The 18,991-nt window shown below is 70.7% G+C and carries 11 protein-coding genes; 1 reads left to right on the top strand and 10 read right to left on the bottom strand.

From position 1 onward, the window contains the following. Positions 1–19 precede the first annotated feature (19 nt). Positions 20–196 (top strand): hypothetical protein, encoded by a 177-nt coding sequence (locus tag WDZ95_RS08240; RefSeq protein WP_425777620.1) that lies wholly within the window; start codon positions 20–22, stop codon positions 194–196. 11 nt (positions 197–207) lie between these two features. Here WDZ95_RS08240 and WDZ95_RS08235 read toward each other — a convergent pair whose 3' ends face one another. The 10 genes from WDZ95_RS08235 to WDZ95_RS08190 all read right to left on the bottom strand — a co-directional run bounded on the left by WDZ95_RS08235 (position 208) and on the right by WDZ95_RS08190 (position 18,986). After that, entirely contained in the window at positions 208–2,886 is a 2,679-nt protein-coding gene (locus WDZ95_RS08235; RefSeq protein ID WP_425777618.1) for a hypothetical protein, read from the bottom strand. A gap of 110 nt (positions 2,887–2,996) precedes the next feature. After that, entirely contained in the window at positions 2,997–5,549 is a 2,553-nt protein-coding gene (locus WDZ95_RS08230) for a hypothetical protein (RefSeq protein WP_425777616.1), read from the bottom strand. Between the two features lie 222 nt (positions 5,550–5,771). Further along, entirely contained in the window at positions 5,772–6,320 is a 549-nt protein-coding gene (gene ruvC / locus WDZ95_RS08225; protein WP_166227522.1) for a crossover junction endodeoxyribonuclease RuvC, read from the bottom strand. Next, positions 6,317–7,306, bottom strand: a complete 990-nt coding sequence (locus WDZ95_RS08220; RefSeq protein ID WP_166227521.1) for a phosphatidate cytidylyltransferase — start codon at positions 7,304–7,306, stop codon at positions 6,317–6,319. The genes ruvC and WDZ95_RS08220 overlap by 4 nt, the downstream gene beginning before the upstream one ends. After that, on the bottom strand, positions 7,306–7,923 hold the full coding sequence (locus tag WDZ95_RS08215) for a lysophospholipid acyltransferase family protein (protein ID WP_166227520.1): 618 nt from the start codon (positions 7,921–7,923) through the stop codon (positions 7,306–7,308). Before WDZ95_RS08215 ends, WDZ95_RS08220 begins: the two co-directional genes overlap by 1 nt. Continuing rightward, entirely contained in the window at positions 7,920–8,666 is a 747-nt protein-coding gene (mtgA, locus tag WDZ95_RS08210; protein WP_166231270.1) for a monofunctional biosynthetic peptidoglycan transglycosylase, read from the bottom strand. Before mtgA ends, WDZ95_RS08215 begins: the two co-directional genes overlap by 4 nt. A gap of 16 nt (positions 8,667–8,682) precedes the next feature. After that, positions 8,683–9,528, bottom strand: a complete 846-nt coding sequence (locus tag WDZ95_RS08205; protein ID WP_166231273.1) for an energy transducer TonB — start codon at positions 9,526–9,528, stop codon at positions 8,683–8,685. 77 nt (positions 9,529–9,605) lie between these two features. Then, complete coding sequence (locus tag WDZ95_RS08200) at positions 9,606–11,672, bottom strand: ribonuclease catalytic domain-containing protein (protein WP_425777613.1); 2,067 nt, start codon at positions 11,670–11,672, stop codon at positions 9,606–9,608. A gap of 34 nt (positions 11,673–11,706) precedes the next feature. After that, positions 11,707–12,102, bottom strand: coding sequence for a calcium-binding protein (locus WDZ95_RS08195; RefSeq protein ID WP_425777611.1), 396 nt, complete (start codon positions 12,100–12,102; stop codon positions 11,707–11,709). An 8-nt stretch (positions 12,103–12,110) separates the two neighbouring features. Further along, positions 12,111–18,986 (bottom strand): hypothetical protein, encoded by a 6,876-nt coding sequence (locus tag WDZ95_RS08190; RefSeq protein WP_425777609.1) that lies wholly within the window; start codon positions 18,984–18,986, stop codon positions 12,111–12,113. Positions 18,987–18,991: the final 5 nt, after the last annotated feature.

Raw genomic sequence — 18,991 nt, 5'->3', positions numbered from 1 at the left:
GCGCGGCGCGGGCCTTCTGATGCTGCTCTTTCGCTGGACCGTCATGCTGCTGCTGCTCGCGGCGGGCGTGTGCTTCGCCTTCTACGTGGGCACGGGCCAGGGGCGCTACCGGCAGTGGGGGCTGGTGATCCTCAAATGGACCATCCTCGCGGCGCTGGGCTTCTTCGGGGTGCTGGTGCTCGAACGGCTGCTCTAGCGGCGGGCGCGTCAGACCCGGCCCTGGTTCCTGGACCGCAGGTGGTCGCACGCGTCGGTCACTGCCTGGCGCAGCGCCTGGTGCACGGGGTTGGCCGGAACGGTCTCCGGGTGCACGAGCAGCCAGGTCGAAAGCATCTCGTTCATCGAGTCGTCCAGCACGAACAGGTTGACCGCCCGGTACCAGCCCTTGAAGTCCTCGCTGTCGGCGAACACCAGCCGCTTGCCCAGCTCGGTCCATTGCGCCGCCTCGGGGCCTTCGAACGAGAGCGCGCGCAGCAGCTGGATGGACGCCGCGCTGTTCGCGTAGGGCAGCAGCGGGAGCAGCGCGGGCAGCAGGTCGTCCAGCGTCGCGCCGCCCGCGGCCGATTCGTTCGAGGCTTCGCGCCGCCGGCGCAGGCAGTGGTCCATGAACCCGATCAGGCGCACCGTCACCACCGACGGCACGACGCCGCGCGCCAGCGTCGCGAGCATGGCCGACTGTGCCGGCGTCCAGGTGTCGGGCCGGGGCGCCCCCGAGGCCTTGAGCAGGGCATCGAACAGCTGCGCCACCGCCGGGCCGGCGTTGCGGTCGCGGCGCAGCGTCTGCACGAACTGCAGACCGATGGTGTCGCCCGGCGTCTCGGCCCATTGCAGCAGGGCCTGGGCCAGGCCCTCGTCGATCGCCAGCCGGCCCTGCTGCCGGTGCCACTGCAGCAGGTGCAGCGACAGCGCGCGGGCGTTCGGGCTGGCCAGCAGCCACGCGCTGCAGCTCGCAACGCTGAACACGCCCGAGCCATCAAGGTTGAGGCCTTGCGGGCCAGGATCGACGAAGGCCAGGGTGAGCTGCATCGCTTCCGGCAAGGCCGCGATCTGGGCCTGCAACTGCCGCCGGAGGTCGTCCATCGCGGCGGGCGTGCCGGCGGCCTCGGCGGGCGCGCCGGGCGGTGGCAGCCGGTGCAGGCACAGCCGGGCTTCGGGGTGGGCGCCGAGGCGCTGGTGCCAGTAGGCCACCAGGGCCGGCTGTCCCTCGCCGTCGAAGCCCGACGCCAGGCTGGCGCCCAGCCACACCCATTGCGCCAGGCGCGCCACCACCGCCGTGTCCTCGGGCGCGCGGATGGGTTCCTGGCCGCGCGCAGGGGCGGGCACGAGCAGCTTCATGAGCGCCTTGGGCAGGCGCTGGAGCACCAGGTCCGTGAACAGCGCCCGCTGCTGCGGCGACAGCACACCGTCGTCGGTGGTGAGGAAGAGCGACAGCGGCGTGAGCAGGTCGAGGGCCTCTTTGGCGCTGGAGAAGGTCTTGGCGGTTGCCGTGAAGATGCGCACCATGGCCCCGGGCGCTTCGATGGGCGCGAGGCAGTTGAGCAGGCACACGATGGCGGGCGGATCGCAGTGGCCGAACAGGGCCATTTGCAGCGCTTCGCCCACCACCCGCGCGCGGTGGAAGTCGCAGGCGTCGGCGGGTTCGCTGCGCCGGGCGTACAGCCGCGCCAATGTCTGGAACGCCTGCTCGATGCTCACGAGGTCGCCGCGCGCGGGCGCGTTCTGCAAGGCGAGGTCGCAGATCGCCCGCAGGTGGTCGAGCGCGTCCAGGGTCGGCTGGTCCGGCTCGCCCTCGGCCGGCTGCCACCACTGCAACAGGGTGTCGATCAGGGGCAGGTAGAGGTGCGCGGTGTCGCGCGAGACCTCGAGCTGGCGCGCGATGTGCAGAAAGGCCTGCTGCGACAGGCAGGCATCGGGCCAGCGCGCGACCGCATCGATGCGATCGCTCGCGTCGATCTTGAGCGCCCATTGCATCTGCAGATCGGCACCGAGCCGGCCTTCGAGGGCCTTGAGGGTGCTGGCCGCCTTGGCCGCGGCGTCCACGCGCAGGCTCAGGGCGCGGCTCTTGCGCCAATGGCTGGGCGCGCCGGCCCGAGGCGAGCCTTCGGTGCTGCGCACGGGCGAATGGGGGTTGGGGGGCGGCAGGCGCCGGCTCGCGCGCCACTCCTGCCGCACGATCGGGTTGGACTGGGCGCGCAAGGGTTTGTCGCGCGCCGGCTCGGCCGGGCCGGGGCCGGTCGCGTCGGGGGCCGCATCATTGAACAGCGGGCGTTGCGTCAACGGCAGGCGGCTCCTGACCTGGCTGCGCAAGACGGGGCCGCGGCAGGCCTGGAACACGCGCCGGGCCCACGCGGTGTCTCCGCCATCCAGCAAGACGCGCAGCATCGCGGCCAGCGCCTTGAAGGTGTCCGGTCCGGCGTCGTCCTGCCGGGCGAAGCGCACGTCCGCGCCGTCCGCGTCACCGAAGCCGGTCACCAGTTCGAAGCTCGATGCATCGCAGCCGTGCAGCGCGTCCCACACCTCGTCGCTGTCGATCAGGGTGATGGCCGTCATGAGCGGCAGCCGGAACGCGCCGATGAACGCCACCAGCGCATCGGCGACGCGGCAGATCGCCTGGCCCTGGTCTTGCGAGGCTTGGGCGATGGCGTCCTTGAGCCGGCTCTGGACCGCGAACGCAATGGCCTGGCTGAGGTCGTCGCCGTCGGGGCCGGGGTGGGTGCGCCGGATGTTGACGCTGGCCTGCCGCGTTGTGGGCAGCCACTCGACGTGCACGAGCGGCCGCGACAGCGGGGGCAGCTCTTCGTTCGAGTGCGACACCGGGGGCTGCACCGGTGGCGCTTCGGTCACGTGCGCCGGGTTTTTGCGGTGGCGGGGGTTCCTGGCGATCACGATGGGGCTTCCCCTGTCGCTGTGATCCACATGAAAAACGTGGCCTGTGTGGTTGCCTGAGCTCTTGCGCATGGCGTCGACTCCCTGTGATGAACGAACCCGGCGGCGCCTCAGTTCGGAGCGCGCACCCTCTCCATTTCGACGACCGCGGCCTCCACGGTGCTCCAGAGCCGAGGCGGGCTTTGGGGCGTGTCCTGGTGTTCCATGAGCCAGGCCCGCAGCACCTGGATCTGGTCTTCCCGGTGCGGGTCGCTGTAGAAGGCCTGGAACCACTTCAGAAAATCGTCCTGCGTGTGGAACGTCAGGTGGCGGCTGAAGTGGGCCAGCTCGGCCTTGCGCAGCCGCTGCGGCGACAGGCGCTTGGTCAGCGCCACGGACGACAGCCGATCCACAAAGGGCAACAGCGGGACCACGACCGGCAGCAGGGCGTTGATGTCCTTGTTCTGGCGGGCGGCAGGATGCGCCGTGACGAATTGCAAGAGCGCTTTGCCCACCGCGGCGGGCACCACATGGCAGGCCACCTGCGCGAGCAGCGCGCCGATCGATGCCGGCCATTCGGGGCGCGGCGCTTGCGCGATGGTGTCGAGCAAGGCCCTGAACAGCGGCGGCATCTGGTGGCGCTCGTCTTGCAGCCGGTTCAGCAGCGCCGCGCTGCCGCCCGACTCGCGGCCCCAGTGCAGCAGGCCTTCGAGCAGCATGTCCGGGGGGCCGGGCGGGCAGAGCCGGGCCCCGTCGGGCCCGTGGAGCCGCAGGAGCAGACGCGCTTGCGCCTCGCACGGCAGGCTCTGCACCTGCTCGGTGAGCCGGCGCTCGATGGCGTCGGCGTCGGCCGCGGCATCGGTGGGGCCCTGCAGCGCTTTCAGGCGCTTGAGCGGCAAGGCGAGCTCGAAGCCATTGCTCCAGCGGTGGCCGACATGGGCCGCGAGCGCGGGCGCCTGGGTCCAGTCGAACGGCGGATTGAGGCTGCGGCAGAGCCAGATCCAATGCGCCAGCCGATCGTGCGCCGCGCTGTCTTCGGGCGTGGCATCGGCGGCGGGCGCGACGCCGGCCGGCTGGAGCAGGCGCGCGAACTCGCCGGGCCAGTAACGCAGCACGAGGTTTTCGAGCGGGCCACAGGCGTGCTGCAGCCCGGCCGCCGTGTCGCTGGTGAGGAAGCGCGTGACCATGGCGATGAGGGCCAGCGCGTCGGCCGCCGTCACGCAGGCGCCCGCGGCGGTGCCGAGCACGCCGCAAAAGACCGCGGCGGGGTCCTCGATCTGCAGCAGCAGGCCCAGCAGCCGGTCCACCGCCGCGGTGTCGCGCTGGCGCAGCGCGTCCAGCAGCCGCTCGCCCACCAGGCCGGCTTCGCGCGTGCGCAGCCGCTCGGGGTCTTCGCCCGTGAGGCCGGACACGTCGCGCCAGACGGCGAAGGCCCGGGACGCGCCCGGCGTGTCGCCGCGCGCCAGCGCCGCGCCGTAGGCCGCGGCGCAGCAGGCCTGCAGCCGCTGCAGGGCCTGCGCCACCCGCGGCTCGGCGTCGCGCCAGGCCGCAAAGTCCGGGTCCTGCGCCAGGCCTTGCTGCAGGGTGTCGATGAGGTCGAGGTAGAGCGGCTCGGTGTCGGGCTGGATCTGCAGCTGTTCGGCCACCCCGAGAAACAGCGCGGACGGAAAACGCGCCGAGGCCTGCGGGTGCACCAGGCGGATGCCGCCGTCCACCGCTTCGAAGGCCCAGCCGTGCGCCCCGCACGCGGGCCCCAGCCGCTCGCTCAGGCCGTTGAGCACGGCGCCGGTGTCCCAGGGCGGGGCAAAGCTCGCGCGCAGGTTCTGGCTCGAGCGCCGCGCCGGCGCCATGGTATGGGGCGAAGGCGAGGCCTTGCGCGAGCCCGGGTTGCGCGAGTGGCGGGAGTGGCGCCCCGATCGCGGGGGCGACAGGCGCGCATGCGACTGCTGCGCCCCGGCGATCGCCGCCGCGAGCGCACCGGTGTCGCCCAGCCGGGCCAGGGGCTTGGCCGGGTCCAGGCGCAGCTTGTCGATCACGCGCTGGCAGAAGCCCGGGTCGGTGCAGGCCTTGAACACCTCCAGGGCCTTGGCCGGGTCGCCGACGGCGATCAAGGCGCCCATGAGCGCGGCCACCGGGCCCGTGCGGCGCTGCTGGGCGAAGCCGATGGCGTCGTCGTGGGGGGCCTCGGGCCGCGCGAGCAGCGCAAAGCTGTCGGCCGAGCCTTCGGCGAGTTGCCACCACAGGCCGTCGTGGGCCAGCAAGGCCGCGAGCGTGTCCCGCGAGGGGCGGAACGCGAGCAGGAAGCCGCTCAGGGCGTCGGCGGCGGCGCAGAGGCGGGGCGCGGTCGTGGCGCTGCGCGCGAGCCGCTCGTTGAGCGCCTCCTGCAACAGGGCCGCGCACTCGATCAGGCCTTGCACGCTGCTGCCCAGGGCAACGCTGGCCGAGCCCGACGCGGCGTCGAAGGCGACGTGCCGGCCTTGCCACGGCGCGTCGTGGTCGGCGGGCTTGGGCTGGGGGGACGACTGCGTGAGCTTGGGCGAGGGCTCGGGGCTGGTGCCCGAGGGGTCCCGCGCGCGCGACCCGTGCAGGGCAATGGGCACCTTTTTGTGAACGATCGGGCTGTGCGAGTCGCCCGTGGCATGGGCGACACGATGGGACGCGCTGAGGCGTGCATCCTTGTGCATGGCTGGAACTCCCTGTGGTGACCGAAAGGCCCCCATGCGTGGGGTCCATACCCCAGGCGGTTCCGTATGCACGGTCCGGCGCCGCGCCGGAAAACCCCTATGGTCAAACGCCCGTCGCGGCATTACTCGCGCGGCCTCGGTTCGACCCGGCGCCGGGCCGCCCCAAGCCGGGTCAGCTCCCTCGGGGGGCAGCGACCCGCACAGCGGCGGAGCGTGGGGGCATCAGTAGTTTCGGCCGCCCTTGTACGCCGCGTGCGTGCGCGCGCGCAGCGGCGCCACGCGTTCGATGGCCGCGGTGGTGCGCGCCACCTGCGCGTGCGTGATCGCCAGGCCCAGCGCGTCGGCCGCGTCCTTGCCGGGCAGGCCGGGCAGCTGCAGCAGGCGCTTGACCATCTCCTGCATCTGCTCCTTGTTGGCGCGGCCGTGGCCGGCCACGGCCTTCTTGAGCTGCAGCGCGGTGTACTCGGCCACGTTCAGGCCGTTGGCCACCAGCGCGGTGAGGCAGGCCCCACGCGCCTGGCCCAGCAGCAGCGTGGCCTGCGGATTCACGTTGACGAACACGATCTCGCAGGCCGCGACCTCGGGCTGGTAGCGCCGCACCACCTCGCCGATGCCGTCGAACAGCACCTTCAGGCGCGCGGGCAGCAGCGCGCCGTCGGCGGGGCTGGTGCGGATGGTGCCGCTGGCCACGTAGTGCAGCCGCGGGCCGTCGGTGTCGAGCACGCCGAAGCCGGTGCACTGCAGGCCGGGGTCGATGCCGAGGATCCTCATAGCAGGGGCGTGGCCGCGCGCAGCGCGTGGAAGAACACGGGCGCGGCGAAGCACAGCGCATCGACGCGGTCGAGCAGGCCCGCGGCGCCCGTGACCGAGCGGCGCTCGCCGCCCCAGTTCGTCACGCCGCGGTCGCGCTTGATGGCCTTCATCACCAGGTGGCCCGCGGTGCCCGCCACGCAGGCCACCAGCGCCATGGCCACGGCCTGCACCGGCTTGAAGGGCGTGACGCCCGCGAGCAGGCCGCCCACCAGGCCGCCCGCGAGCAGGCCCCAGCCCCAGCTCTGCCAGTGAAAGCTCGCACTGATGGCCGGCGCCACGGGCTTGCGACGGCCGCGCGCCGCGAGGTGCTGCACCAGCATGCAGGTCTGCACCACCAGCACCAGGAAGAACACCAGGAAGGCGTTGTTGCCGAGCCAGCGCGGGAACTGCAGCAGCAGCAGCGCAGGCACGTGGCTCAGGCCGTAGATGCAGACCATGATGCCCCACTGCAGCTTGGCGTTGCGTTCGAGGAAGCGCTGCGGGTCGTTGCGCAGCGCGCTCACCACGGGCAGCGCCAGGAACACGTAGACCGGGATGAACACCGTGAACAGGTTGAAGTGGCCGTTCCACACCAGCGCGTATTGCAGCGGCAGCACCACGAAGAAGGCCAGCACCAGGCTGCGGTGGTCGCCGCGGCGCGTGGGCGAGAGGCTGATGAACTCGCGCAACGCGAAGAACGAGAGGATGCCGAACAGCGCAATGGACACGCCCTCGCCGAGCACCCAGCCGACCCAGAACACGAGGGCCATGATCCAGGAGATGTTGAGCAGCGCGGCGTTGTCCTGGCGGCGCTGGGCCAGCGCGAGGTCGTCGCCGTGCGCGCGGCGCTCGCGCAGCGACAGCAGCACACCCGCCACCGACACCAGCGCGAGCAGGCCGAACAGCACCAGGAACAGCAGGCCCACCTGCTCGTTGGCGCTGAGGTTGCGCAGGTAGCTGGTCATCAGACGTCCCTCAGCGCCATCACGGCGGCGCGCGCGCGCACCAGGAAATCGGCGCGCGGCTCGTCGGCGCCAGGCTTCACGGGCTCGCCGAAGGTGACCGAGCACAGCACCGGCACGGGCACGACCTCGCCCTTGGGCATCACGCGCTGCACGTTGTGGATCCAGGTGGGCACGAGCACCACGTCGGGGAAGCGCGTGGCCAGGTTGTAGAGGCCGCTCTTGAAGGGCTGCGGGTCTTCCTCGAAGCCGCGCGTGCCTTCGGGGAACAGGATCAGCGAATCGCCGCTTTGCAGGGCCGCGATCAGCGGCGCGAGCGGGTCTTCGTCACCCTTGCGCTCGCGTTCCACGTAGACCGCGTTGAACACCTCGGTGGTGATCCAGCGCTTCAGGGGCGAGGCCGTCCAGTAGTCTTTGGCCGCGATCGGGCGCGTGATGCTGCGCAGCTCCTTGGGCAGCGCGGCCCAGATCAGCACCAGGTCGGCGTGGCTCTGGTGGTTGGCGAAGTAGATGCGCTGCTCGGCCTTGGGCGGGCAGCCGTACCAGCGCGCCTGCGCGCCCGTGAGCAGGCGCACCAGGCCGAGCAGGAAGTAGCCGACGGCGGTGGCGGCGAGTCTCATGGCAGGCGCACCTCGCCCATGCGCGCGGCGATGGTGCCGGCGCGGCGCGCCAGGTAGGCCGAACCGGGGCGGGTCTCGAAGAACTTGGGCGAGGGCAGCATCACGGCGAGCCGCGCGGCCTCGTAGGCCGTGAGCCGGCTCGCGGGCTTGTTGAAGTAGCGCTGGGCGGCGGCCTCGGCGCCGAACACGCCCTCGCCCCATTCCACGCTGTTGAGGTAGATCTCGAGGATGCGGCGCTTGTCGAGCACGAGTTCGAGCATGAGCGAGAGCACGAGCTCCTGGCCCTTGCGCAGCAGCGTGCGCTCGCCCGACAGCAGCAGGTTCTTGGCGAGCTGCTGCGTGATGGTGGAGCCGCCCACCACCTTGGCCTCGCGCGCGGGCCGATCGGGGTTCTGCGCGGCGCGGCGCTCGGCCAGTTCCTGGCGGCGCTCGTTCTTCTGCCGCGCCTGCTGGATGGCCTCCCACTCGATGCCGCGGTGCTGGAAGAAGCCCGCGTCCTCGGACGCCACCACCGCGCGCCACAGGTGCGGGCTGATCTGCCCGCCGTCGACCCACTGCTGGCGCCAGCGCCAGTCGCCGTCGCGGCGCGCGCTCTTGACCGCGATGCGCCAGGCCTCCGAGCGCTGGAACGCGGTGCTTTGCGGGTCGACCACGGCCATGAGCGCGATGCGCGCGAGAAAGAACAGCTGCAGCGCGGCGCCCGCGAGCAGGAGCCAGAGCAGCCAGCGACCCAGGGAGCGCAGCACCGCCATCGCGCGACTACTGGCCCGAGAGCTGGGTCTGCAGGCCGTCTTCGCGCGTGAAGCGGAAACGGGAGACCACCAGGATCTGGTCGGCCTGGCGGCGCATGGCGTCGCTGAAGCGGCCGAACATGAGGCCGCGCACGATGGCCTGGGCACGGCGGTCGAGCAGGGCGTTGCCCGAGCCCTGCACCACCTCGCTCTCGAGCACCTGACCGGTGTGGTTCACGGTGATCAGCATGGTGAGCTCGCCATAGAGCTTGCGGCCGTTGGCCTCGGGGAAGTTGGCCGTGCCGTGCTGCTCGATGCGCCGGCGCAGGCTGTCGTAGTACACGGCGTACACGGCCTCGCGCGTGGCCGGGCTGATGTAGCGCTTCTTGGGCCGCGCGTTCTCTTCGTTGATGCGCTTTTCGATCTCGGCCAGGATCTTGACCAGCGCCTGGCGCTTCTGCTCGCGCTCGCGCGCTTCGGGGCTGGGCTGGGCGCTGGCCTTCTCGGGTGGCGGCATGGCCGCGAGCGCCGAACGCACCTGGGCCAGCAGGCGGTCCTGCTGTTCGCGCAGCGCCTCGATGCGGCGGGCTTCTTCGTCGGGCGCGTCGCCCAGGCGCGCGATGGCCGAGGGCGGCAGCGGCGAGGTGGCGCGGCCGCGTTCGGCGTCGCCGCCGCCCGCGAGCGAGGCCTGGGCGATGGCCTGGGCCTTCTCGGGGCGCTGGTCGCTGCGCGCGTTCACCAGGATGACTTCGAGCGGCGTGTCCTTGAAGACGCGCTCGATGCGCTCGGGGCCCACGAAACGCACCGTCAGCAGCGCCGCGTGAACACCGAGCGACACCAGCAGCGCGAGCTGCAGGGTGCTCAGGTTGCGCAGCCGGCGGGCCACCGCCGACGGGGCGGGGCGCGAGGGCGCGCGGGCGGGCTTCACGCGGTCGGGCTTCACGCGGCGGATTATCCGTTCTCGTCGGGTGCCGCAGCGGCGTTGTCGGGCTGGGCGTCGTTCACGTCGATGGCCAGCGCCAGCGGGGCGCCGAGCGGTTCCTCGTCGTCCTCGGCCTCGGCCTCGGTGTCGAGCGCGGCGGCGCTGTCCACCGGCGGGTCCAGGCGTTCGACCACGGTGCCCGAGATCTCGAGGGTGATGTCGTCGGCCTGGCCCAGGCGCACGCGCAAGTGCGCGCCTCGCGGCAGGCCCTCGGCGCCCAGCACGGGCAGCACCAGGGGCAGGGTGTCGGCGCGCACCAGGCCGTCCTTGATGAGGGTGGCGCTGAGCTCGGTGATGGCGTTCTGCCGCAGGTACTGCAGCGTCCAGTAGCGCTCCATGCCGCCCTGGAAGCCGTTGTAGGCGCTGTAGGCGGCGTCGAAGGCGCTGATGACCGCGAACAGGTTGGCGTCCTTGGGCTTGAAGGGCGCGGCGAGCGCGGCCGTCTTGCCGTGGCGCGCGCAGGCAATGATCTGCCACTGGTTGACCAGGTCCACGTAGCGGCGCAGCGGCGAGGTGGCCCAGGTGTAGCACTTGACCCCGATGCCCGCGTGCGGCAGCGCCTTGGTGCCCATGCGCACCTTGATGCCGGGCAACAGGCTGGCCTGGCTGCGGTAGATGCCGGGCACGCCGCAGTCGGCGAGCCACTGGCCCCAGGTCTTGTTGGCCAGGATCATGGCCTCGGCCACGATCAGGTCGAGCGGGGCGCCGCGCGAGCGCGTGCCGATGAGCACGCGTTCGCTGCCATCGGGTTCGTCGCCCTGCACGCCCTCGAGCTTGAAGGTGTAGTCGGGCCGCGTGAAGGTTTCGGGCTTGCCGCGCACCAGCTCGCGCTGCGCCTTGTGGTGCTGCGCGAAACGGTGCAGGAAGGCCAGCATGGGCTGCAGCGCGGCGAGATCGGCGGGCGCGTCGGCGCTCGGTGCGCCGCCCAGCCAGGCCTCGGTGATGACGGCGTCGAGCTTGTCGTGGCGCAGGTTGCGCACGATGGGCACGCGTTCGAGCGCGGTGCGGCTGTCGCGCACCTCGAGCGTGGCCTCGTCGAACACCACGTAGAGCGACACCGCGGGGCAGTCGCGCCCCTCCTGCAGCGTGTAGGCCTGCACCACGGCGTCGGGCAGCATGGTGATCTTGTGGCCCGGCATGTACACCGTGGACAGGCGGTGGCGCGCGATCTGGTCGAGCGCGCTGTCGGGCGTGATGGCCAGGCCCGGCGCCGCGATGTGGATGCCCAGCGTGACCGTGCCCGTGCCCAGGCCTTGCAGCGAGAGCGCGTCGTCGATCTCGGTGGTGGCCGAGTCGTCGATGGAGACGGCCTGCACCGGCGCGAGCGGCAGGTCGTCGGTGATGGCGGGCGCCTGCAGGGCCGCGAAGCCCGTGCCCTTGGGAAAGTGCTCGAACAGGAAGCGCTGCCAGTGGAACTGGTAGGCGCTGCGGATCGCGCCAGCCTGCTGCAGGAGCGCGAGCGGCGCGGTCTGGCTGCGCTTGGCGGCCTCGACCACGGCCTTGTACTCGGGGCCGTTCTTGTCGGGCTTGAAGAGGATGCGGTAGAGCTGGTCGAGCACCGGCGGCGGGCAGCGGCCCTGCACCAGTTCTTCGGTCCAGGCCTCGATCTGCGCCTGCAACTGCTGCTTCTTTTCGATCGCGGCCAGGGCCTGGGCCACGGTCTCGGGCGGCGCCTTCTTGAAGCGGCCCTTGCCCGCGCGACGGAAATAGTGCGGCGCGCCCTGCAGCGTGAGCAGCGCGGCCACCTGCTGGGCGGGGCTGGCCTGGGCGCTGAAGTACTCGCGCGCCAGGTCGGCGAAGCCGAATTCGTCGTCGGGCGCGAATTCGTAGGCGAGCTCGAGCTCCAGGGTCTGGGCGATCTGTGCGGCCTCGGCCATGAGCTCGGCCGGGGCGGGTTTGTCGAAGCGCAGCAGCGCGTTGGCCGCTTTCACTTTCACGCGCTTGCCCGAGTCGAGTTCGACCTGCATCGAACTCTCGGCCTCGGACATCAATCGGCCGGTCAGGAACTTGCCGGCCTCGTCGAACAGGATGTGCATGGACGGCATTGTCCCATTCCGCCCTGGCCTGTTCTCAGAACGGAGCGACCGCCCATACCGGCGCCGCCCAGGCGGCCTGCTGCTCTGCGGCGGTGGAGACCATGGCCGCAGGCGGCGCGAACGCGGCCATGGCCTGGACCATCTGGTCCACCTGGGCGTTGAACCGGGCCTGCTGCGGCGTGATCTGCGAGGGCTCCAGTGGCGGCGGTGCCGCCCCCTGCATCGCGCTGCCCCACCACGGCCGCGCCAGTTCCTCGCGGTGCTGCTGGTCCCACAGGTCGCGGATCCAGTTCGTGTCCATTCCACTGCCCATGCGATCATTCTCCTGGGTCATAGCCAGCGCGAGCATTTCCTCGCGCGACCACACCGTGCCATCGGCGAACTCGAAGCGCTCGATGCCCACGCCGGGCTGTGCATCGCCGTCGGGCATGACCACGTTCACCCCGCCCGGCCCGGCCCGCCCCAGCTCAGCGCCAAAGCGCGCTCGGGCCCGCGTTCCGTGTCCACCAGGGTCCATTGCGCCCGCAGCTTCGCTGCCTCGATGCCCGGGCCGAAGCGCACGGTATCGGCCTTGAGGGTGCGCAGCACCGCGTCATCGAAGTGCATCTGGGAACGCGCCTGCAAGGACTGCGCAGCGGTCGGGTCCCGAATCGGCTCGCCGCTGGCTTGCGCGATCAGGCTGTCCAACCCCGGGGAGCGGATGGACGAGTACGGGGTGGCAAAGCCGCCATCGTTGAGCCGGCCAAGCACAGGCAAGGCGTCCATCTGCATCAGGGCGTTGAGCGTGGTGGCGTTGGCCTGCAAGTAACCCATGCCCAACCCGAAGTCCAACGCGTCATACCACGCGCCGCTGGGCACGCGGTTGTCCTCCAGTGTTTGCCACAGCGGCTGCGGCACCGGGCTTTGGTAGTTCAGGGTGTCAATGCTCACCTGCAGCAGCGAACGCGCCTGGTCATCGATCAGGTCCCAACCGTCGTCGTTCGCATCGATCACGTACACGTCGGCGCCGGCGCCGCCCTCGAGGCGGTCGCTGCCCAGGCCGCCATGCAACTCGTCGTCGCCTGCACCTGCGCGGATGATGTCGTTGCCCGCACCGCCATCGATCCAGTCGGCGGAGCCGCGCATTTCCCCCCAGATGTCGTCGGCGTTCAGCCCGTCGCTTTGAGACCCATCGATGGCCTCGATCACGTCGTCGCCTGCGCCGGTGCTCACGATCTTGGACGCCGAGCCCAGCAGGGTGAGCCGATTGGCGCTGTCGCCGCCCTGGTACACCACGCTGGTGTCCTCGATGGTGCAGGTGGTGCGGTAGTAGTGGTCGCTGTAGGTGTGCGTCGACAGGACGGGCTCATAGACGGGCGTGGAGACATAGCGCCCGTCGCCCGGGATGCTCACATACAGCCGGCCATCGCGTTCGAACGGAATGACGGGGCCAGGGGATAAAACCACATTGCTGTCGCCCCAGAACGCCTCTGCGGTCATGGTCCGGTCCGGTGTGCCGACATAGCTCACGTCGTAACGCACGATCTGCGTGCTCCAGAAGCTCACGGAGCGTTCGACGGTGCGCAACAACTCGGTCGTGGACTCAACCGTCTCACGCTCGGCCTCGATGCACACGTCCGCATCGTCGTTGGCGATGCGCAGCGTGGTTTTCTTCAGGGTGTCCATGCGCTCGGCGGTGGTGCCGACACCGGTGATCACGGTGCCAGGCCGATCGGTTCCCGTGGCTCCGGCCTGCGCGTCGGCGGCCAAGGCAAAGCCCTGCTGCTGCTCTTCGGGGCTTTGCGCGTCGATGGCCTGTGCCGCCAGTGCGAGCAGGTCGTGTCCGGTTTCTGTGGCGTCCACCAGCGTCCACTGCGTGCCTGGCAAGTAGGCGTTGCGGATGAAGGCGGCGCCGTCCAGGGGCGACGCGGCATCGGCACGCCAGACCAGCAGGTCCAGGCCGATGCGCGCATAGTGCAGCGCTGTCGACACGTCTTCGGGCGCGAGGTCGACGAACACCAGGCGTGAGCGCTGGCCCGGGGCTTCGGCAATGCGGTCCAGACCGTCGCCGACCTCTTTCATGTAGCTGTCAATGCCGCGTCCGCCGTGCAGGTCGTCCGAGCCGCTGCCGCCCACGAGTTGATCGTCGCCCGCGCCGCCGAGCAGGGTGTCGCTGCCGCCTTCGCCCATGAGCAGGTCGGCACCGGCGTAGCCTTGCAGCACCTCATCGCGATCGCTGCCCACGGCGGCGAAGCCTTCGACAGCGAGGATGTCGGCGCAAAGGCCACGGGCCTGCAGCCGTTCGCCGTTGTCGAACTCCAGGCTCAGGCGATCGAGCAAATCCTCGGGGAAGAGCACCGCGTCGTGTGGGCTGTAACCCAGCCGGATGTGGCCCACGCCATCGATCTCCTCAAGCGTGGCGTGCAGCGAGGCCGCGGCGATGCCGGGGCCGAAGCGCAGCCGGGTCATGCCCTCGCTGACGTCGGTTTCGATCACGCGGTCCACGCCGTCGCCGAGCTGGAAGGTGTGAGTGTCATTGCCCTGGTTGCCGATCAGCAGATCGTCGCCGGTGCCACCCATGAGCGTGTCGTTGCCTTCTCCTCCCTGCAGTTCGTCGTCGCCGCTGCGCCCCGAGAGGGTGTCGTCACCCGCGGCGCCTGAGATGAAGTCGGCATGCGGACTGCCCGAGAGAATGTTGTCTTCTGCGGTGCCGACCAGGGTCAGGCCGCTGGTGGGCGCGATGCGTTCGATGAGGGCGGAAGACGTCCACACGGTGCCGTCGTCGAACACATAGCGCTGCACGGCGCCGTCGAGTGCCTGGCGTACCGTGAGGCTGTGTTCGGCATCGAGCCACAGGCGCACGTCGGTGCTTTCGCTCAGGCGTTGAATCTGCAGGTCTTCGGGCCGCAGTCCGGGCGCGAAACGCACGGTGTTGTGGCCCAGAAGGTCGGCGATGCGCGCGTGACCGGGCGCAGCGCCGGAGCGCAGGTCGATGCGGTATTCGTCGTCGCCCGCACCGCCCAGCAGGGTGTCGCTGCCGCCCTGGCCATCGAGGATGTCGTCGCCCGCGTTGCCGATGAGCACGTCATCGCCCTGGCTTCCAATGAGCTGGTTGTCGCTTGCATCGCCGCTGAGGCCCATGGGTCCCAGCGAGCGCACCAGATCGGCGAGGGGACGGATGCTGTCCGGATGGCCGTCATCGCCGAGCACGATGTCGAAGCGTGCACCGTGGATGAGGGCTTCGCTCAGGCGGATCGTGGTGTCGCCTGCCTGGAGCAGCAGATCGTTGCTGACCTGGCCATCGGCATCGGGGGCGGCGCGCTCGAGCCGCAGCGCGCTCCAGTCGTGTGCGATGCCGGCACCGAGCATGATGCGGTTGCGGCCCTCCCCGTCGTCGACGGTGGTCGGGGTGGTGGATGGGCTGGTGCCGCTATTGAATCGGTATTCATCGTCGCCGGCCCCGCCCGCGAGGAAGGCGCCCGCGGGCGGGGCGGCGAAGCGGTCTGGCAGCGGGGTGCCATCGACGTGCGTGGCGCCCGCATCGACCTCGATGCCCACGCCGTGGGCCAGCAGTGTGGGCCAATCGAGGGTGCGGCCGTCGGCAAACCGCAGTTGTGCGATGAAGCCGCTGTGGCCGATGTCCGAACGCGTGATGGGCAATTCGATGCGATCGCCTCTGTCTTGGCCGTCGTTGTCGGCGATGGCGATGGCCAGCTGGCCCGAGGTCGACAGGCGCAGGCCGAGCTCGTCGGGCGTGATGTCAGGACCGAAGGCGATGCGGTGCTGGCTGCCCCAGCCGGAGAGCCGGTCGTGGCCATCGCCGCGGTCGAAGCGAACCACCGTGCCAGCGGCATCGAGCTCGAGGCGGTCGTCGCCGCGTCCGCCCATGATCTCCGCATTGCTGCCCGTCACGCTCAACACGTCGTCGCCCGCGGCGCCCGAGAGCAGGCGCCCCGGTTCGCTGCTGCTGGCGGTGATGGACGCTTGCAGCGCATCGCCCATCCAGCGCGCGAGCGCCACGCGCTGGCCATCGGCGAATTCCACGTCGAAGCTGGTGGCTGTGGTGATCGAGTCCAGGGCCAGCAGGGCCATCTGCGGCTGGCCCTGGGCGTCGGTGCCGGTGCGCCAGGCCAGCAGCACGGCGCAAGCGCCGTTGTCGTGCAACGCAGGCAACAGCGTGATGTCCTGTTGCAGGGCGTCGACGTGCAGGGTGTTGTGCCCCTGGTTGTCACTGATCGTGGTGGACGGCTCAAGCGGGGCACCTTCGGCAGGGGCGGCGTGGGCCAGGTCGGCGCCACGCACGAGGTAGCTGTCGTTGCCGGCGCCACCCTCGAGATGGTTGATGCCGTTGCCGCCATCGAGCAGGTCGTCGCCGTCATCACCATACAGCGCGTCGTCGCCCTGGCCGCCGAGCAGCAGATCATCACCACCGAAGCCCCTCAACGTGTCCTGGCCCGCGCCGCCCTCCAGGACGTCGTCTCCATGGTCGCTGGCGGGCGTGTTCACGCCGTCGCCGTACAGGGTGTCGTCGCCGGCGCCGCCCAGTAGCCAATCGTCACCTCCGTCGCCATACAGGCGGTCATTGCCCGCCCCGCCGTCGAGGTGGTCATCGCCATCGAGCTCGTGGCGCACATTGCTCGAATCGCCCACCAGCACGTCGTCGCCCGCGCCGCCGTCGAGCCAGTCGCTGTCCGCGCCGCCGAACAGCACGTCCTCATCGCTGCCGCCATCAAGCAGGTCCTGCCCGCCTTCGCCGAACAGCCAATCGCCGCCGGCGCCGCCATGCAGTACATCGCCTTGGCCGGCGCGTTCGGTGTCGGCACCGGTGAAGGCGATGCCCGTGATGAACACGCGCCGGTTGTTGAAGCCGGTCACCGGGTCGGTCTGAGTGATGCGCTGCAGCGTCCATTCCCATGGCGTGACGTCGGTGTCGCGATCGCCGTAGAGCACGTCGTCGCCGGCGCCGCCCCAGAGGTCGTCGATGCCGGCGCCGCCGAGCAGCAGGTCGGCGCGGGTGTTGCCCACCACCCAGTCCTCGCCTGCACCGCCGGCGAGCAGTTCGCCTGGCAGGGCCACGCTGGCAGGGGTGAGGGTGTGCTCGAGGATCACGTCGGCGTCGCTTTGTTCGAGCTGGGCGAAGAGGCGGTCGTCGCCGTCCTGCCCGAACAGGCGGTCCAGGCCGTCGCCACCGATGAGCGTGTCGTCCCCGGCGCCGCCGCACAGCCAGTCGGCACCGTTGCCGCCATCGAGCAGGTCGTTGCCACCACGCCAGGCATTGAGCGTGTCGTCGCCGCCGTGGCCGTAGAGCCGGTCGTTGCCCACGCTGTCGTTGAGCGTGTCGCGCCGGTCGGCCTCGATGCGGTCGGGCTCGACGATGACATTGCCCAGTTGATCAAGGCCGGTCTGCACGTCGGCGGCGACGGGGTCGCGGTCGGCGGGCGCCCGGTCGCCCTCGAGCACGAGGTCGGCCGCAGGCAACGCGGGAGCGGGCGCTGCGTCCTGCAGGTGGATGCCCAGGTGGCCGTCGTGCCAGTCCTGCACGCGCACGCTGCTGGCACCGGCCTGAATGAGCAGGTGCTGGCGGTCGACCTCGGAGACGAGGCGATAGCGCACGCCGCCTTGCTGCCACTCGCGCGAGCCGGGGGAGGTTTCCGGGCCGCCGCTGAGGGCTTGGCCCCGGTAGAGGATCAGGCCACCATCGGGATCGATGATCACGTCCTCGCCGGCCGATCCGTCGAGCACATAGGTGTCCTGGCCGTCGCCGCCCATGAGCGTGTCGTTGCCGGCGCCGCCGTCGAGGGTGTCGTTGCCCGAGCCGCCTTCGAGGTGGTCGGCGCCGCCGAGGCCGGTGAGGGTGTCGGTGCCGGCGCCGCCGTAGAGGCGGTCGGCGAAGCCCTGGCCATCGAGCGCATCTGCTTGTTCACCGCCGAACAGCACTTGGATGCGCTGCGCGCTGCCCGCGCCCACGAGCAGCTCGGTGTGGCTGTCGACGTCGAGGTAGCGCCTGTTCTGGCTGCCCGGCAGGATGCCTTCGCGGTTCTCGCGGTTGCGCCGCAGTTCAAGCTCAAGCAGGGCGCTGCGATCGGTGAGCCATTGATCGCTGAAGTTGAAGGCATGGGCCGTGTCGCCTTGCAGCACGGCATTGCGGTCGGCGGCCCAGGCCAGGTAGAGATCGCCTTGAATGGCTTGCCAGGTGGTGTTGAGCGCGGCCTGATCGGTGGGGTCGGCGCAGCTCAGCACGAAGGGGCTCAGGCATTGCAGGGCGAGGAAGGAAGCGAAGTCGAGGCGGGCGGTGGAGGCGGCGGGTGCTCGGGCGGCCATGACGTCAACCCGGCCCGCCAAGGCCCCGAAGGCGCTGGACGACAGGATGTCATGGATGGACGCATACAACGACTGCAGGTCGCCCGTGGGCAAGGGCGCCTCACGGGTAGCAGTCAGCACATAGCGCAGTGCATCTACCGCGCGCTCGAGGCTCGCGTCATCGGCGTTGGCGCATGCCTCCAGCAGCGGCCCGTAGCGGGTCAACATTCCGGCCGGGGTGTCGGGCGCGCCCTCTCCTTCAAGTTGCCGAAAGACCTCGTACACAGCCAGGGCGTGCGCCATTTGGGCGGCGCCGTGCCCCACAGTGGTTTCCAAGGAGGTGCTTTCAATGAACACGGGCAGGTGGGTGCCGGGCTGGCGCAGGCCCAGGGGCGAATCCTGCGTGATGACGTTGAGGCCACGATCGCCGTAGAGGTTGAGGATGCGATCCGCGGAAAACGCAGCCGCGCCGCCCAACGTGACGAACACGCGGTCGATGTTGCCGGAGGCCGCCCCCAATGCGCTGTAGCCAGCGCCATTGATGCTCACGGCGTTGGCGGTATCGGTGGGAAACAGGCGGCTGAAGGCGCTGGCAAGGTGGCCGCCCAGACTGTGGCCGGTCACGTCCACGCGCTCGTCGGGGCCCACAAGCCCAAGCCCCGGCTGTGCCGATGGGCTGAGCACGATCTGCCAGGCCTGCCCGGCTTCCACAACCACGTCGGTGCGTCCCTCGGCGATTCGAGCGCTTGCCGCCAAGCCGGTGATGGGCACCGCGCTGGCCACCTGGTAGTCCGAGGTGCTGGGCGTGGAAATCGACTGCCACCAGTTGTACATGTCCAGGATCTGTTCCCAGGCCAGACCATTGGCCACGAGGTCGGCGATGTCGGCCGAGATCAGGTCGGGGTAGACCTGCGACAGCACATTGCCTTCGGTGCCGCGCACGGCCACCGCGAAGCGCGGCTCGCCGGCCTCGGGATCGGTGCGCTCGAACAAGGTGGCGCTGAAGCCGCTGGTGGTGTTGGGACAGTGGGCCACGACGC

Source organism: Hydrogenophaga sp. T2 (assembly GCF_049843535.1).
Lineage (GTDB): Bacteria > Pseudomonadota > Gammaproteobacteria > Burkholderiales > Burkholderiaceae_C > Hydrogenophaga > Hydrogenophaga crocea.
This window is presented reverse-complemented; position numbering and strand designations above follow the sequence as displayed.

Coding starts and splice junctions, on each gene's coding strand:
- WDZ95_RS08220 (WP_166227521.1), bottom strand. CDS start 7,306: ATGACCAGCTACCTGCGCAACCTCAGCGCCAACGAGCAGGTGGGCCTG.
- WDZ95_RS08195 (WP_425777611.1), bottom strand. CDS start 12,102: ATGCCCGACGGCGATGCACAGCCCGGCGTGGGCATCGAGCGCTTCGAG.
- WDZ95_RS08215 (WP_166227520.1), bottom strand. CDS start 7,923: ATGAGACTCGCCGCCACCGCCGTCGGCTACTTCCTGCTCGGCCTGGTG.
- ruvC (WP_166227522.1), bottom strand. CDS start 6,320: ATGAGGATCCTCGGCATCGACCCCGGCCTGCAGTGCACCGGCTTCGGC.
- WDZ95_RS08200 (WP_425777613.1), bottom strand. CDS start 11,672: ATGCACATCCTGTTCGACGAGGCCGGCAAGTTCCTGACCGGCCGATTG.
- WDZ95_RS08230 (WP_425777616.1), bottom strand. CDS start 5,549: ATGCACAAGGATGCACGCCTCAGCGCGTCCCATCGTGTCGCCCATGCC.
- WDZ95_RS08240 (WP_425777620.1), top strand. CDS start 20: ATGCTGCTCTTTCGCTGGACCGTCATGCTGCTGCTGCTCGCGGCGGGC.